Genomic DNA, 16,660 nt, shown 5'->3' on the forward strand with positions numbered 1-16,660 from the left:
TTACACGCTGTATTTGCAACTTAATCGTTCCAATAGACTGTGTCCATCCAATGACCCGAATGATGAATGAGGAAAACATGATGAACAGCACCCTGATCCGCAACCTGACCCTGGCCACCACCCTGTTGAGCGGCGCAGCCCTAGCCGGCCCTTTGAGCGTGACCGTTTACAACCCGGGCGAGCAGGGGATCTTCCCCGTCTCCTCCTCCCTGGTGGCGGGCGACAAGGAGGCGATCCTGATCGATGCCCAGTTTGACGTAGAGAATGGCCAGGCACTGGTGGATCTGATCAAACAGAGCGGCAAGAAGCTGACCACCGTCTACATCAGCGGCGGCGACCCGGATTTTTACTTCGGCCTGGAGCCCATCAAGGCGGCCTTCCCCGACGTCAAGGTGCTCGCCGATCAGCATGTGGTGGATCACATCAACAAGACCAAGGATGACAAGCTGGCCTACTGGGGCCCGATCTTGGGTAAGGGGGCCCCGAAAAGCCTGACCGTGCCCGAGGTGATGACCGCTAACCATCTGACCCTCGAAGGGCAGCAGATCGAGGTGCGGGAGATGAATACCCCGAATGCCTACCTGTGGGTGCCCTCCATCAAGACGGCGCTGGGCGGCGTGGCGGTATACGGTGGAGTTCACGTCTGGATGGCGGATAGTCAGACCAAGGCGGCCCGCACCGGCTGGGTCGAGGCCCTGAACGGCTTGTTGGCGCTCAAGCCCGAGCGCGTGGTGCCGGGCCACTTCCTCGGTGCCGAGCCCAAGGGTAGCGATGCAGTGACCTTTACCCGCGACTATGTGCAGCGTTTCGAGCAGGAGCTGTCGCAGGTCAAGCACTCAGGCGAGCTGGTCGAGCGTCTGCAGAAAGCCTACTCCGCCCTGCCGGTCGATGACGGCCTGGCCATCGGCGCCAAGGTCAATACCGGCGAGATGAAGTGGTAATACACCGAGCCGTTTCCCTGTGTTTTTTACCGGGTCCTGGGGCCCGGTTTTTTGATCCAGACGATATTCAAGGAAAATTACGCCATGAATGAACACACTCTCACTCTGCATTACGTCTATGACCCCCTCTGTGGCTGGTGCTATGGGGCCGCCCCCCTGCTGGCGGCCGCCGCAGGCATCCCGGGGATTGCCATCGAGCTGCATGCCGGCGGCCTCTGGCTGGGGGCTCGCCGCCAACAGATGGGGGTGGCGCTGCGTGACTATGTTCGCCCCCACGATGAGCGGATTGCGGCCTTGACCGGTCAGTCCTTTGGCGAGCGCTACTTCAACGAACTGCTGCTGCGGGAGGGGGGAATGCTGGACTCAGAGCCTCCCATTCGCGCCATTCTGGCGGTGATTGCCCTGGGGGGAGATGGACTTGCCATGTTGCACCGGATCCAGCAATCCCACTATCGGGACGGCATCTGGGTTGGTGCCCTCGCCACACTGGCCGCCTTGGCGGCGGAGCAGGGCATATCGCAAGAGGCATTTATCGGAGCTTTTCACCGCGCGGATCTGGTCGCTCATCTGGCGGATAGCCAGGGCTGGATAGACCGGCTGGGTGGCCAAGGGTACCCCACTCTCGGAGTGGAGCAGAATGGCCGGATCCTCGGCATTCGGGTCGCCGATTTTTACGGGGATCCGGAGAGTCTGCGCCGCCAGTTGATGGCCCTGATGCGCTGATCCCGCAGGCTCGATTCAGAGACGCGGAAGAGAGTTTTTTTCATGTGAAATAACATGATGGCAGAAGCGCTATGAGGGACTTCTGTTTTCTGCATGCGGGCTATGCTCTATATGACCATTTCCGGGAGATATTTCGGGAGTGAAGACTCATATCAAGGAAGCCCTCATATGTTCAAAAACATGTCTATTGGCCAGAAATTGAGTGCCGGATTCGCCATTCTGGCGTTGCTTGTCCTTGGGTTGGCCTGGTTTTCCAGCAGTCAGCTGGCGCGGCTTTATGATGATACCGAAACCATCACCAGCAACCTGTTGCCATCGACTCGTCTGGCCGCCCAGATGCATGTTTCCATTCTGGATGCCCGTCGCTCTGAACTGGCCCAGGTGATCGCCAGTCTCAACAAGGATGATGAGGAAGTGAACGAGCGGGCCCGTACCTTTGATCAGGCGAAACAGGAGTTCGAGAAGGCTATTCAGGCATATGGCGCCCTCACGTTCAGTACCAGCGAAGAGAAACAGGTCTATGAGCAGGCGAAGGCGGCCGGAGCCAAGTATTTTGCGGTGCATGACGAGTTAATGAAGGCTTTTGCCGCCGATGATCTGCAGAAGGTCAAGAGTTTGCGTCGTAACGAGACCCGGGTCGCATTGGAGGAAGTCGGAGCCAAGGCATTTCAGTTACGGGAGATCAATACCGAAATAGCCAACAAGATGACCCAGAATGTGGCTGCACTCTACAGCAGTGCCAAGACCATGAGCATCATCGTCAGCCTGGTGACCCTCGGGTTTGTGGTGGCGATAGCCTGGTTGTTGACGGGACAGGTCCGAAATCCAGTGATGGCACTGCTTGAGCAAACCCGCAAGGTGTCGGCGGGGGATCTCACCTCGCACCTCGACATGCATAAATTCAACAACGATGAACTGGGCACTCTGGCCAAAGGGTTTGGCGAGATGCAGGGCAATTTGCGAACCCTGGTCAGCGAAGTGTCGGGCTCTGTTGTGCAGCTGAGCTCCGCCGCCGAGGAGATAAGCTCGGTAGCCAGCCAGTCCGCCAACAACATGAATGCCCAGCAGCATGAACTGAACCAGCTGGCGACTGCGATGAACGAGATGCAAGCCACGGTACAGGAGGTTTCTCGCAACACCAGCGATGCGGCGAGTGCCGCCACCTCGGCCAGTGAAACGGCCGAGCTTGGCGCAAGAACGGTGAATGATTCCATCCAGCGCATCGAGCGGGTGGCCGGCGCCATCGAAAGCACGGCCGTGGTGATCCGCCAACTGGGGGATGACAGCCGCAATATCGGCATGGTGCTGGAGGTGATCCGCGGCATTGCCGAGCAGACCAACCTGCTGGCACTGAACGCGGCCATCGAAGCCGCCCGAGCCGGTGAACAGGGGCGCGGGTTTGCGGTAGTAGCCGATGAAGTGCGTACCCTGGCCAAGCGTACCCAGGATTCCACCTCCCAGATCAACACCATCATCGCCGAGCTGCAACAGCGCGCCGAGCAGGCGGGCACGACCATGATGCAGAGCCAGGAGCTGATGAATGCGACGGTCGCGACGGCCCGTGAGGCCGGTGAGTCCATCTCACAGATCAGTGGCTCGGTCAGCAGCATCTCCCACATGAACATCCAGATCGCCACGGCAACCGAGGAGCAGGGGGCGGTGAGCGAGGAGCTCAATCGCAACGTGGTCAATATCAGTCACGCTTCGGAGGAGGTCGCGGCCGGCGCCACCCAGATGGCGCAGGCGTGCAACGAGCTCAACCATCTGGCCACCCAGTTGCAGGATATGGTTCGCCGCTTCCGTGTTTGAGGACACATGAAGGCAAGCCCGGTTACCGCGAGGTAGCCGGGCTTTTGTTATCTGGAGATCGGGAACTTTCCCTTGATGACCTGGGGGCCATGCTTGTTCCAGAGGCCAATCTTGTGCATGCTGATGGCTCTTTTGCCAGTCAGGACTCTTGTTGTATGAATCTTCGCGATCTCGAATATCTGGTGGCACTGGATGAGGAGAAACACTTTCGCAAGGCGGCGGAGCGCTGCTTTGTCAGCCAGCCGACCCTCAGCGGCCAGCTGCGCAAGCTGGAGGATGAGCTGGGGGTGATCCTCATCGAACGCACTTCACGCAAGGTGCTGTTCACTCCGGCCGGTGATGCCATGGCGCATCAGGCCAGGCGGGTACTCAAGGAGGTGCGTGAACTCAAGAGCATAGGTCAGCACTTCTCCGACCCCATGTCGGGAGAGATCCATATCGGTTTCATCCCCACGGTGGGACCTTATCTGCTCCCTCGCATCATCCAGACTTTGCGTGAAAGCTTTCCCCAGCTCGAGTTTTATCTCTATGAAGAGCAGACTCACGTACTGCTGAAACGGCTGGAAGAGGGAGAGCTGGATTGCGTCATCCTGGCCGAAATAGAGGGGATGGAGGGATTTGGTGCCATCCAGCTCTACCATGAGCCGATGTGGTTGGCCGTCCCCAGCCACCACCCGGAGGCCCAGGCCAGACAGGTACCGCTCGGCAATCTCAAGGGCAAGAAGTTGTTGATGCTGGAAGATGGCCACTGCCTGCGGGATCAGGCGATGGGCTTCTGTTTTGCCGGTGGCATAGGCGAGGATCAGCGCTTCAAGGGCACCAGTCTCGAGACCTTGCGCAACATGGTGGCGGCGGGCAGTGGCATGACCCTGATCCCGCAACTGGCGGTACCGCCCAATCATGATGAGGGTGGGGTAAGTTACCGCCCGGTGATAGAGCCTGTGCCCGGGCGAACCATCGCCATGCTCTATCGTCACTACTCGGTGCGCCGGCCTTGTTTCAACGAGCTGGCCGCCCGCATCATCAAATTGATGGCTGGGCAGTTGACCAAATAAAAAAACCGGCAGCCAAGGCTGCCGGTTCTGTTTTTGCTATGCGGGGATCAGAAGATATCGTCGGTCGAGACGGGGCCTTCGCTGTTTGTGTTGTCACCACCATAGACCTGGTTGCCGTCCGAGCTGGGAGAGGCATAACGGGTCGGTTCTGTCCCCTCCTTGAAGTACTCATTCGTACCGCCACCAGCGGCCAGCAGGCCGGTTTCACTGTCGATCCTGACCGTCATAATCCCCTCTGGCACGGGCATCTTGTGCTCGGGTACTCCCTTGAGGGCAACTTTCATGAAGTCGATCCACATGGGTTGGGCAGTTCCGCCCCCGAACTCACCACGGCCAAGGCTGCGCTGATGGTTGTCAAAACCGATCCAGGAGGTGGCCACCAGCTCAGGGGTATAGCCGGAAAACCAGGCATCCCTGGATTCGTTGGTGGTCCCCGTCTTGCCGGAAATATCGTGACGCTTGAGGTCACGGGCAGCACGCCAGCCGGTACCACGCCAGCCATTACCACCCCAGATGGCGCTCGTCAGGGTGTCGGTGATGAGGAACGCGCTCTCGGCACTGATGGTGTGGGGCGCCAGCATGGGGGCAAGGGGCGCCGGATGAGCGTCAGAGCCGGGCTGTTGTGTTGGCTGCGACTCGGGCAGCAGAGCTGCTTGTTGTTCGCAATCGGCACAGGCAATCACGGGGTTGGCCTGATAGAGGATGTGTTCCTGGCTGTCGGCCACCTTGTCGATAAAGTAGGGGGTGACCAGGAAGCCGCCGTTTGCCAGCACAGAGTAACCGCGCACCACCTCGAGCGGAGTAAATTCGGCAGCACCCAGTGCCAGCGACTCATGCGGGGAGATGAAGTCACGCGGGAAGCCGAATCGGGTCAGCCCGTCGATGTAGGTATCCAGACCGATGGCGCGCATCAGGCGTACCGACATGACGTTCTTTGACTTGGCCAGCCCTATGCGAAGGGGGGTGGGGCCTTCATAGATGGCGGGCGAGTTTTTTGGTTGCCACATGGGGCCCTTGGACGGATCCCACTGGTTGATCGGGGCATCGTTGATCAGGGAGGCCAGGGTATAGCCGTGCTCCAGCGCTGTGGCGTACAGGAACGGCTTGATGTTGGAACCGATCTGGCGGCGTGCCTGATCGACCCGGTTGAACTTGGACAGCTCGAAGCTGAAGCCACCGACCACGGCCTCAAGGGCGCCATTTTTCGGATTCATGGCGACCAGTGCCCCGTTGACGTCCGGGATTTGCGCCAGCAGCAGCTCTTCGCCCTGCTCGCGAACCCAGATCTGGGCACCCACTTTCAGGACATCACGAGCCGATTTCGGTAGATAGCTCTGGCGATCGTCGGTGATGAAAGAACGGGCCCATTTGATGCCATTCCAGCCAAGTTCTGCCTCCTTGCCATTTTTCAATACCAGAGTGGCATTGCGATCCCCGAGCTTGGTCACCACAGCGGCCATCAGCGGCTCGTAGGTGGGCTGCTTGGCAAGGTGTGCCACTATCTGCTCATAATCCCAGGCCGGTTCACCCGCTTTCCACAACTGTGCAGCCGGGCCGCGATAGCCGTGGCGCATGTCGTAGTCAAAGACGCCGTCGATCAATGCCTTTTTGGCTGCCCGCTGACGCTCCGCGCTGACCGTGGTGTAGACATGCAGACCCATGGTGTAGGCATCTTCGCCAAACTGTTCCACCATCTTCTGGCGAACCATCTCACCGAGATAGGGAGCGTTGAGGGTCACCTCGGCGCCGTGATAACGAGCCTTGATCGGCATCTGGGATGCTTCATCAAACTGGGCACGGGTGATCTTGCCAGTCTCCAGCATCCGGCCCAGCACCACGTTGCGGCGAGCAAAGGCGCGTTCGGGGGAGCGGATGGGGTTCAGCATGGAGGGCGCCTTGGGCAGACCGGCAATGATGGCGATCTCGTCCAGCCCCAGATCCTTGACCTCTTTGCCAAAGTAGACCTGAGCCGCAGCCCCGACTCCGAAGGAGCGGTAACCGAGGGGGATCTTGTTGAGGTAGAGCTCGAGGATCTCGTCCTTGGTGAGGTTCTGTTCGATCCGCCAGGCCAGGAACACTTCCTTGATCTTGCGAACGAGCGTCTTCTCGTTGCTCAGGAAAAAGTTGCGGGCTACCTGCTGGGTAATGGTACTGGCACCTTGGCGAGCCTGGCCCGAAATGGCCCAGACAGAAGCAGCACGGATTATGCCAATCGGGTCAATCCCCGGGTGCTCATAGAAACGGGCATCTTCGGTTGCCAGCACGGCATCGATCATCTGCTGGGGGATTTCGTCAAGGCGCAAGGGAATACGACGAATTTCGCCATATTGGGAGATCAATTCACCATCGCGGCTGTAGACCCGCATCGGGGTCGCCAGCTTGACGTCACGCAGGGCGGTGACATCGGGCAATTGGGGTTTGATATAGAAATAGATACCGATGAGGCTGGCAACACCCAGCACTGCACCCAGCATCATGACAATAAACAGGCGAACGAGCCATTTCAGCATGGAAGAACTACCAATCGTCTTAAAATTAGCCAACGGGCGCAGAGTATAGCCCTTTTGCCATCTGGAATTCGAGGTTTTCCTGTGGCCAGCGACCCACCTAAGAAGGGAGGCGAGAGGTTAGCATTACGGGGAACAATAACCAAGAATGGGATCCCCCGGGCCAGAAAGCGAGGTGGGTCACTTTTCGGTATAAACTTTATGACATTGATACTTAGAGCATTTAGGATTAATCAACCCGTCCTCTTGTGACGAGTGTCCTACACTCAATTCGGGAACAGAACCCCATAACGCATGGATGTGTATATGTTTGGGCTATTTAGCAAAGGCTCCCTCCTCCCCTTGGTGGGCGTTGATTTTGGCAATCAGACCATCAAGGCCGTCACCATCAGCGGACGTCCCGGCAAACTGCACATAGATGCGGTGGCCGATATCGTTACCCCGAAAGGGACTTTGGTCGATTATCAGCTGCAGGATATCGAGCGGGTCAGCCAATCCCTCAAAAACCTCAAACGCCAGCTCTCGGGCCACAGCGACTATGCCGCCACGGCGGTGACGGGCTCCAACGTAATCACCAAGGTGATCCAGATTGATGCCAGCCTGAGTGATAAAGAGCTGGAAAATCAGGTTCAGCTGGAGGCCGAACAGATCATCCCCTTTCCCCTTGATGAAGTGAGCCTCGATTTCGAGGTGCTGGGCACTACCAGCAACAATGAAGATCGCCAGGATGTGCTGCTCAGTGCAGCCCGCACCGAGAGCGTCAATGGCCGGGTCAGCGCCCTTGCCGAGGCCGGTATTGTCGTCAAAGTCGTCGATGTGGGAGCCCATGCGTTGGGGCGTGCCGTGTTGGCCTGCTTGCCTGAGTTGAAGGAGAGCGATCGGCCGGTCGGGGTGATCGATATCGGTGCCAGCGCCATGACCTTCGCCGCTTTGGTCAAGGGGGAGGTGATCTACTCCCGTCTGCAGAACTTCGGTGGGGATCAATACAGTCAGGCGCTCTCCTCTTTTTATGGGATGGCGCTGGATGAGGCGGAGCAGGCCAAGATCAAGGGAACCCTGCCGGTCGACCACGAACTCGATGTACTGATGCCTCATATCAATGCATTGCTGCAACAGGTTCGTCGCAATATCCAGCTGTTTTGCAGCTCTTCCGGTTATCGCGAGATTTCGAAGCTGGTGATGACCGGTGGGGGCAGCCTGCTGCCGGGTCTGTCACTACAGGTGCAGGAAGAGGCCAATTGCGAGGTGTTGCACCCGGATCTGTTTGCCCTGTTTGGCAAACCCAAAGGGGAAGCCGAAGCGACCCACGGCGCTAAATATATGACGGCATTCGGGTTGGCTCTGAGGAGTTTCACGCCATGTCAAATATAAACCTGCTGCCATGGCGTGAAGCCAGGGCCCAGCGGCAGAAGAAAGAGTTTGGCGCCCTGCTGGGGGCATTTGTGCTGGTGACGGTGGCATTGGGATTTGGCGCCGACTGGTTGGTCAATCGTCAGGTCAGCGCCCAACAGCAGCGCAATCAGCGACTGGTGCAGGAGATGGCTATCCTGGATGCCCAGTTGGGCGAGATCCGCCTGCTCAAGGAGCGCCGCAAGGAGTTGATCGACCGGATGCAGTTGATCGAACAGCTGCAGATGCGCCGCAACCTGCCCGTCCGCCTTTTTAATCAGTTGCCCTCCCTGGTGCCCAACGGGGTTTACCTCAACACGCTCTCCATGCAGAACAACATCATCGATGTGAATGGCAAGACCGAGGCCTATGGTCGGGTTGCCAGCATGATGCGCCGTATCGATGGCTCGGGCTGGCTGAGCCAGTCGAAGATCAGCACTATTTTTGCGGCGGATGTCGCTCCCGTATCCCTGAGTCAATTCTCCATGATGTTTCTGGTGGCCAAGGCCTCCGCGACTGACGATGCGGCCAAGGAGGGCAAATGAATCTTCAGCAATTGAACGAGCTGGATATCAATGACATCGCCAGCTGGCCCAAATGGGCCAAAGGGATCTTCATCTTCTTTTGCTGTGCGTTGACGGGAGGCGCCCTCTATTACTATGTGATCGCCAATTCGCTGACCCTGCTGACCCAGGAGACCGACAAGGAGACCGAGCTGAAAGCCCAGTTTGAAAGCAAGGCGATGCTGGCGGCAAACCTGGGTGCTTACAAGGAACAAATGGTGACGCTCGAGCAGATGGTCGATACCCAGCTCAAGCAACTGCCCAATACCCATGAAGTGGCGGGCTTGCTGGACGATATCAGCTTTATCGCCACCGACAATGGTTTGAAACTCAACCGCATCAACTGGGAACCCGAGGTCAAGCATGAGTTCTCGACCGAGCTTCCCATGCGTATCGAGGTGGTGGGCAGTTACCACGAGATCGGCAAGTTCACCGCGGACATGGCGGCCTTGCCCCGTATCGTCATTCTCGACTCCTTTACTTTGGGGCAAAACAAGGATGCAGGGGATCTGATCTCGATGTCGATGCTGGCCAAGACCTACAAGTACAACGGCAAGACTGGGGAGGCGAAGTAATGAGACGCATCTGCTGGTTGTTGCCTGCCTTGCTGCTAGCTGCCTGTGGTGGCCAGGAGGACATGGACGCTTATGTGGCTCAGACCAAGGCACGCCCTCCCGTCCCTATCGAGCCTCTGCCAGAACTCAAACCCTTTTCTCCCATGGCATACCAGCAGAGGGAGCTGCGCAGCCCCTTCATGGCACCGCAGCCGGAGGCGGCTGGCGGGGGGGACAACAGTGCCAAACTGCAACCGGATTGTGCGCTGGTGGTGAAGGACCGTGAAAAGGAGATGCTGGAAAATTACTCCCTTGCCAGTTTGTCGATGCAGGGTTCTTTGGGCAAAACAGGGCAATTGTGGGCTCTGATCCGTACGCCGGATGGTCAATCGGTACGGGTAGGCCTCAACCAATATATGGGTCTGGATCAGGGGCGCATTATCAAGATCTCCGATACAGCGGTGGATTTGCTGGAAACCATTCCGGATGGGAAGGGGTGCTGGGTAACAAGAGAAACCCAGTTGGCCATGGCCAATATGCAAGAAAAACAATAATCAGGGACGAACAGCAATGAAAACAACAAGAGAGTGTGTAACCAAAGTGGCTCTGCTGTTTTGTGCCAGTGCCTTCTTCGGCCAGGCCTGGGCGGTGGCAACCCTGCAGGAAGTGAAGGTGAATCCCTTGCTTGCAGACCAGTTACAACTGGAACTCAGTTTTAGCGAGCCTGTCAGCGGTTTTACCGATCGCCTCTCCTACCAACCCAACCAGCTGTTGCTGCATGTGCCCGGTGCGGTGGGTGCATTGAAAGTGAACCCCTTGCCGATCCAGCGCCAGGGGGTTGACAGCATCAAGGTGGAAGGCAAGGGCGCCGGGCTCGACATCAAGATTGCTCTCGATCAGCTGGCGCCCTATCAGGTCAGGCAGCAAGGCAGCAAGTTGCTGGTGTCGCTGGGGGAGGGGGCATCTTCCTCCTCTCTTGGCAGCAATGACAGTGCATTGCTGGCACCCGCAGTCACCGCTTCGACGCCCGCTTCCTCTCCGTCGGCACTCATCAATACCCAGGTAGTCGCCAAGTCGATGCCGGCGACAGCGCCGGTGGCTGCCCCGACAGCCTCCAAACCCGTGCTCAACAGTTATCAGAGCAACGGCGGCGGAGCCTATTTCAACTCGGTAACCGGTGTGGATTTTCGCCGCGGCAAGGATGGCCAGGGTGAATTTCTGGTGACGCTGGACAACAGCTCGGCCGCCGTGGATGTGAGCAGCCGGGGCCAGACGGTGCTGGCTAAATTCCACGGCACCCGGGTGCCGGATGGCTTGCTCAATCTCATCAATGTGCAGGATTTCGCGACGCCGGTCTCCCAGGTGGAGGTGTCGCGTCAGGGCAACGATACCCTGTTTGAGCTGTCGGTGAATGGCCAGTTTGACTATCGCTACGATCAGGCTGACAAGCTCTTCATCATCGAGGTGAAAAAGCGTGCAGCTACCGCTGCCAAGCAGTATCAGGGCAAGCCCATCTCCTTGAACTTCCAGGATATTCCCGTTCGTACCGTGTTGCAGTTGATCGCCGATTTCAACAATCTCAACCTGGTGACGACCGATTCGGTCGGGGGCAACATCACTCTGCGGCTGGATGGCGTGCCCTGGGAGCAGGCCCTCGACATTATCCTGAAAGTGCGGGGGCTGGACAAGCGGCTGGATAACAACATCCTGCTGGTGGCTCCTGCCGACGAGATTGCGACCCGGGAGAAACAGCAGCTTGAGAGCCGCAATCAGGTGGCGGATCTTGCCCCGCTCTACACCGAATATCTGCAGATCAACTACGCCAAGGCATCCGAGGTGGCTGCCCTGCTGTCATCCGACAGTACCAAGCTGCTCTCCCCCCGTGGCGCCGTGAGCGTGGATGAGCGCACCAACGTGTTGGTGGTCAAGGATACGGCGGATGTGATCAGCAGCATCAAGCGGATGCTCGACATTCTCGACATTCCGGTCAAGCAGGTGGTGATCGAAGCCCGCATGGTGACCATAGATGATGGCTTTGACGAGGCCCTCGGGGTGCGCTGGGGGGTAACCAAGAACGACGGGCACGGCAACAGCACCTCGGGCTCAATCGAGGGCAACGATGGTTCAGGAAATGGAAGCCTTAATGATGCCGGAAATATCATTACCAACATGACTCGCCCCAGCGCCGATGACAGGCTGAACGTCAATCTGCCGGTGACCAATGCGGCCGGTACCCTGGCCTTCCAGGTGGCCCGTCTGGCCAATGGCACCCTGCTGGATCTCGAACTCTCTGCCCTTGAAAAGGAGAGCAAGGCCGAGATCATCGCGAGTCCCCGGGTCACCACGGCCAACCAGAAACCGGCGCTGATCGAACAGGGTACCGAGATCCCCTATGTGGAATCCTCCTCCAGCGGGGCGACCTCTGTCACCTTCAAGAAGGCAGTGCTGAGTCTGAAAGTGACGCCGCAGATCACCCCGGACAACCGCGTCATTCTCGATCTGACCGTGACCCAGGATACCAAGGGTGAAACCGTACCGACCGGCACCGGCGATGCCGTCTCCATCAACGCCCAGTCCATCACCACCCAGGTGCTGGTCAATAATGGCGAGACGCTGGTGCTCGGCGGCATCTATCAGCAGACCATCAAGAGCGATGTGACCAAGGTGCCGCTGCTGGGGGACATCCCGGGGTTGGGGGCACTGTTTCGCAAGACCACCAGCGAAAATAAAAAGCGCGAGCTGCTGATTTTCGTGACGCCCAAGATAGTGACCGACGCTTTCTGAAGGCTTTACATGTGAAGGTAAAACACATATAACCTTACGCCCCAATGAGGCTGGGGCGTAAGGGCTGCGGTTGCCAGTCCTGATTTCTATTGAGATAATCCCCCTCCTGATCCATCGCAAGATAAGGTTCATAGGTACCCCGATCCAGTATTTATCGGGGTCGTACAGTTTGTAATTACTAACGAAAAGACATGGCTGAGAAACGCAATATTTTCCTGATAGGTCCCATGGGTGCGGGCAAGAGCACCATAGGTAGACATCTGGCAGAACAACTGCATATGGAGTTTTTCGACTCAGATCATGAGATTGAGCGCCGCAGTGGTGCTGATATCAGCTGGGTGTTCGATGTTGAAGGCGAAGAGGGTTTCCGTATTCGCGAAGAGAAGGTGATCGGCGAGCTGTCGGAGCAGCAGGGTATCGTGCTGGCGACCGGTGGCGGTGCCATCAAGAGCCGCGAAACCCGCAACAAGTTGTCTGCCCGCGGGATCGTGGTCTATCTCGAAACCACTATCGAAAAGCAGCTGGCGCGCACCCAGCGTGACAAGCGTCGTCCCCTGCTGCAGACCGAAGAGCCGGCACGTGAAGTGCTCGAGCGTCTGGCAAAAGAGCGCAATGCCCTGTATGAAGAGGTGGCCGATTTTGTGGTGCACACCGACGACCAGAGCGCCAAAATCGTTGCCAATCAAATTGTAAAACTGATCGGTATGTAATCTAGAGGACGTCCATGGAACGGTTGAAGGTCGAACTGGGTGAACGCAGCTATCCCATCGAGATAGCCGCAGGCTTGTTGCAGCGCCCCGAGGTGCTGGCATCGGCCATTAAGGGAAAGCGGGTGATGATAGTGACCAATACGGTCGTCGCCCCTCTCTATCTTGAACGGGTCAGAGCCCTGCTGTCGGATTTTCAGGTAGAACACCTGATCCTGCCAGATGGCGAGGCCTACAAGAACCTGGCGACCTTTGAGCAGATCATGTCTGCTCTGCTTGAAACCAACCATGGGCGTGATACCACGCTGATCGCCCTGGGGGGCGGTGTGATAGGGGATGTGGTAGGCTTTGCGGCAGCAAGCTATCAACGTGGCATTCCTTTTATCCAGATCCCGACTACACTGCTCTCCCAGGTTGACTCCTCCGTCGGCGGCAAGACCGCCGTCAATCATCCCCTCGGCAAGAACATGATCGGGGCTTTCTATCAGCCCAGACAGGTCATCATCGACACCGAGTGCCTGAGCACCCTGCCTGCGCGTGAATTTGCCGCCGGAATGGCCGAGGTGATCAAATACGGCATCATTTGGGATGCCGAGTTCTTCAGCTGGCTGGAGCAGAACATGACCCGTCTGCAACGGCTGGACCCTGCCGCCCTCTCCTATACCATCAAACGCTGCTGCGAAATCAAGGCCGATGTGGTCGGGCAGGACGAGACCGAGCAGGGGGTACGTGCACTGCTCAATCTGGGTCATACCTTTGGTCATGCCATCGAAGCCGAACAGGGTTATGGCAACTGGCTCCATGGCGAGGCCGTTGCGGCCGGCACCATGCTGGCGGCCGACACTGCGCTGGCCAGGGGTGAGATGACCGAATCACAGGTGGCACGCGTTCGCGCCTTGCTGCTGGCGGCCAATCTTCCCATCAAGGCCCCGGCCGAGATGGATTTTGCCGCCTTCATTCGCCATATGCGCCGTGACAAGAAGGTCCTCGAAGGCAAGTTGCGCCTGGTATTGCCGGTGGGTATCGGCCATGCACAGGTGGTGGCCGATGTCTCCGATGCCGAACTGTTGGCGGTGATCGAGTCTGGACGTGACTAATAATAAGCTGCTTAAGCTTCCTTCCCAGCGGCAGCTGGTTGACCGGCTGCTGCATCTGATTGAATTCAATCACCCTTTCATTTTTCTCTCCGGCAAACCGGGCAGTGGTCGCGGCACTCTGTGCGAGACCCTGATCAGCCAGTTGCCGGAAAAGGTACGTGTCGTCAGCCTGATTGGCACGCCGGCCATGAAGATGGCGGATGTGCGTCAGCTGCTGCTGCCCCAGGTGGTGGCCCGTCCCCTGTTCAATCCTCAGGACGCGCTGGCAGACAGCTTCTTTCGCATGCTGGAGGGGGCCAAGCCGGCGACACTGCTGCTGATCATCGAACGGGCCGATGAGCTGCCCGCCGACGTGCTGGGAGAGCTGTGGGCCATCAGTCGTCACAACGACACCCTGGCGGCGCCGCACCAGCTGGCCATCCTGGTCTCGGGCAGTGACACCTGGTGTCGTAGTCAGCGGCCACTGCTCAAGGGACGCGCCATGCCGCCCCTCGAGCTGGAGGTCCAGCCTCTGAGTCCGCCGGAGCAACGCATCTTCTTGTACGAGAAGGCCAAGGAGCTCAAGATCCCGACAGCCCTCTTGCCCAAAGTGAAAGTGGAAGAGATCCTGACAACGGCAAGTGGACACCCGTCCACCATCATGCAGTTACTGGAGGATATCATGACCGACAGAAGGCCCAAGAAGCGTCAGGCAGAGCTGCCTGTCAAAAAGGTTGCCCTCTCTATTGCCGCGCTGGCGGCTGGCCTGCTGGCCCTAAGCTATCTGCTGCCGGCCCTGTTTGGTGGCGACACCTCCACCACACCTCAGGAGTCGACTCAAACGACGGCCCTGCCGCCTCCGGTTCCGGGCGATTCTCCCGTCACTACGGGGGGCGTTGATGACGGAGCCGCCAAGGGACAAGATGAGGGTGCGGCAACCAATCCCAACGCCGTGGTCAAGGATTGGCAGCCGGAGGCAAAAGTACTGCCCAAGTCGGTAGAGAGTGACACTGTCACTACCGAGTCCACCAACTATGAAGGGCGCCGGGTGGTGATCTCCGATGAAGTCGTCCAGAAGTTGATGACGGATCCCGGCGTGAGCGGTGCCCTGCCGACCGAGGTGGTCGACGAGCTGACCGGCAAGAGCACAGTAGCCAGCGGCGTCGTTGCCAGCGCGGCAAGCGGCGCACAGCAAAAGCCTGTCAAGGCAGCCGAGCCTTCGGCCACTACGAGCCAACCGGCCGTTCAACCGGCGGCTATGCCGGCTCCCAAGGTGGCCCTGACCCCGGTGGCGACCCTGAACAAGAAGGCACGCAACCACTACAGCATCCAGCTGATGGGGGCGAGCAACACCAAGGCGGTGGATCAGTTTGTTGCCGAACATGGTTTGTCCGGCAAGGTCTGGGTTTATCAGACCCAGTTCCGTGGCAGCCCCTGGTTTGTGGTGCTGCAGGGGGACTACGCGACCCTGACCCAGGCCAAGAGCGCGATCCGCAAGCTGTCGCCAGCCCTGCTGAAAGGACAACCCTGGCCCAAGTCGTTTGCTCAGGTACAAAAAGAGCTGAAGCAATAGCCTTGATACCGGATAAGGGGGTAGAATCATCCCCCTTTTTGGGTCTTGCCTTCTTACACACCGGATTTCCATGAAGAAAACACGCGCTTTTTTAAAATGGGCCGGGGGAAAATACTCCCTGGTTGAAGAGATCGCCGAGCGCTTGCCGGCCGGGCGTGTGTTGCTGGAGCCCTTCGTCGGGGCCGGGTCCGTGTTTCTCAACACCGACTACGACGCCTATGTGCTCAACGACATCAATCCGGATCTCATCAGTCTCTACAATCATCTCAAGCTGACGCCGGATAACTTTATTGACGAGGCGCGCAAGCTCTTTGTAACTGAACACAACCACAAGGCGGCCTATTACCGTCTGCGCACCCAGTTCAACCACACCGAAGACACCTTCGAGCGGGCATTGCTGTTCCTGTTCCTCAACCGTCACGGTTTCAATGGCCTGTGTCGCTATAACAAGAAGGGCGGTTTCAACGTGCCTTTCGGTTCCTACAAGAAGCCCTATTTCCCGGAGAAGGAGCTGTGGGCCTTCGCCGAAAAGGCGCAGAAGGCGACCTTCATCTGCGAAAGCTACGCCGATGCCATCAAGCGGGCTGAGGAGGATTGGGTGATCTACTGTGATCCCCCTTACGCGCCGCTCTCCACCACGGCGAGCTTTACCACCTATGCGGCCGGTGGCTTTACCCTGGATGATCAGGCGGTGCTGGCCCGTCTGGCGCGCCACACCGCAGCCCATAAAGGGGTGCCCGTGCTCATCAGCAACCACGATATCGAACTGACCCGCGAGCTCTATCGCGGTGCCCGTCTCGACGAGATCCTGGTCAAGCGCACCATCAGCCGTAACGGCGGTACCCGCAACAAGGTGGCCGAACTGCTGGCGCTTTATCCGCCCGGCATAGAACCCGAACAGGGGCATTACCCGAGCGACAGCGAGCTGCTGCCGCTGAGCTGATAAAACGGCGCCCGAGGGCGCCGTTTTTTGTTGGCG

General features: G+C 58.3%; 14 protein-coding genes. 13 read left to right on the forward strand and 1 reads right to left on the reverse strand.

Going from position 1 to position 16,660, the window contains the following annotated elements; genetic code table 11:
* The first annotated feature begins 80 nt into the window (after positions 1 to 80).
* From MRK42_RS05375 to oxyR, 4 genes are all read left to right on the forward strand, one after another.
* On the forward strand, positions 81 to 941 hold the full coding sequence (locus tag MRK42_RS05375) for a Vmh family MBL fold metallo-hydrolase (protein WP_338612436.1): 861 nt from the start codon (positions 81 to 83) through the stop codon (positions 939 to 941).
* Between the two features lie 84 nt (positions 942 to 1,025).
* A complete protein-coding gene (locus MRK42_RS05380) occupies positions 1,026 to 1,664 on the forward strand; it encodes a DsbA family protein (RefSeq protein WP_338611878.1) in 639 nt (212 codons plus the stop codon).
* A gap of 168 nt (positions 1,665 to 1,832) precedes the next feature.
* Positions 1,833 to 3,473, forward strand: coding sequence for a methyl-accepting chemotaxis protein (locus tag MRK42_RS05385; protein WP_026456064.1), 1,641 nt, complete (start codon positions 1,833 to 1,835; stop codon positions 3,471 to 3,473).
* A 155-nt stretch (positions 3,474 to 3,628) separates the two neighbouring features.
* Positions 3,629 to 4,528 carry a DNA-binding transcriptional regulator OxyR gene (gene oxyR / locus MRK42_RS05390; RefSeq protein ID WP_338611879.1) on the forward strand — a complete coding sequence of 300 codons (900 nt, stop codon included), beginning with the start codon at positions 3,629 to 3,631 and terminating at the stop codon, positions 4,526 to 4,528.
* 47 nt (positions 4,529 to 4,575) lie between these two features.
* On the opposite strand, the gene MRK42_RS05395 is transcribed toward oxyR, so the two are convergent.
* Positions 4,576 to 7,038, reverse strand: coding sequence for a PBP1A family penicillin-binding protein (locus tag MRK42_RS05395; protein WP_338611880.1), 2,463 nt, complete (start codon positions 7,036 to 7,038; stop codon positions 4,576 to 4,578).
* Between the two features lie 303 nt (positions 7,039 to 7,341).
* Here MRK42_RS05395 and tapM point away from each other — a divergent pair, with 303 nt between their 5' ends.
* From tapM to MRK42_RS05440, 9 genes are all read left to right on the forward strand, one after another.
* Positions 7,342 to 8,406 (forward strand): PilM family type IVa pilus assembly protein TapM, encoded by a 1,065-nt coding sequence (gene tapM / locus MRK42_RS05400; protein ID WP_302056872.1) that lies wholly within the window; start codon positions 7,342 to 7,344, stop codon positions 8,404 to 8,406.
* Positions 8,394 to 8,969, forward strand: coding sequence for a PilN family type IV pilus biogenesis protein TapN (tapN, locus tag MRK42_RS05405; protein WP_026455955.1), 576 nt, complete (start codon positions 8,394 to 8,396; stop codon positions 8,967 to 8,969). The genes tapM and tapN overlap by 13 nt, the downstream gene beginning before the upstream one ends.
* Entirely contained in the window at positions 8,966 to 9,562 is a 597-nt protein-coding gene (gene tapO / locus MRK42_RS05410) for a PilO family type IV pilus biogenesis protein TapO (protein ID WP_026455954.1), read from the forward strand. Before tapN ends, tapO begins: the two co-directional genes overlap by 4 nt.
* Positions 9,562 to 10,095 carry a pilus assembly protein PilP gene (locus tag MRK42_RS05415; protein ID WP_042072277.1) on the forward strand — a complete coding sequence of 178 codons (534 nt, stop codon included), beginning with the start codon at positions 9,562 to 9,564 and terminating at the stop codon, positions 10,093 to 10,095. The genes tapO and MRK42_RS05415 overlap by 1 nt, the downstream gene beginning before the upstream one ends.
* 16 nt (positions 10,096 to 10,111) lie before the next feature.
* The gene (locus tag MRK42_RS05420; protein ID WP_338611881.1) at positions 10,112 to 12,325 is read left to right on the forward strand and encodes a type IV pilus secretin PilQ family protein; all 2,214 of its coding nucleotides are present in this window, start codon (positions 10,112 to 10,114) and stop codon (positions 12,323 to 12,325) included.
* 191 nt (positions 12,326 to 12,516) lie between these two features.
* Positions 12,517 to 13,035, forward strand: coding sequence for a shikimate kinase AroK (gene aroK / locus MRK42_RS05425; protein ID WP_042025672.1), 519 nt, complete (start codon positions 12,517 to 12,519; stop codon positions 13,033 to 13,035).
* A gap of 14 nt (positions 13,036 to 13,049) precedes the next feature.
* Positions 13,050 to 14,129 (forward strand): 3-dehydroquinate synthase, encoded by a 1,080-nt coding sequence (gene aroB / locus MRK42_RS05430; protein ID WP_338611882.1) that lies wholly within the window; start codon positions 13,050 to 13,052, stop codon positions 14,127 to 14,129.
* A complete protein-coding gene (locus MRK42_RS05435; protein WP_338611883.1) occupies positions 14,122 to 15,681 on the forward strand; it encodes an AAA family ATPase in 1,560 nt (519 codons plus the stop codon). The genes aroB and MRK42_RS05435 overlap by 8 nt, the downstream gene beginning before the upstream one ends.
* Before the next feature lie 70 nt (positions 15,682 to 15,751).
* Positions 15,752 to 16,624 carry a Dam family site-specific DNA-(adenine-N6)-methyltransferase gene (locus MRK42_RS05440; protein ID WP_338611884.1) on the forward strand — a complete coding sequence of 291 codons (873 nt, stop codon included), beginning with the start codon at positions 15,752 to 15,754 and terminating at the stop codon, positions 16,622 to 16,624.
* Positions 16,625 to 16,660: the final 36 nt, after the last annotated feature.

This window comes from Aeromonas sp. 19NY04SH05-1 (assembly GCF_040581895.1).
Lineage (GTDB): Bacteria > Pseudomonadota > Gammaproteobacteria > Enterobacterales > Aeromonadaceae > Aeromonas > Aeromonas enteropelogenes.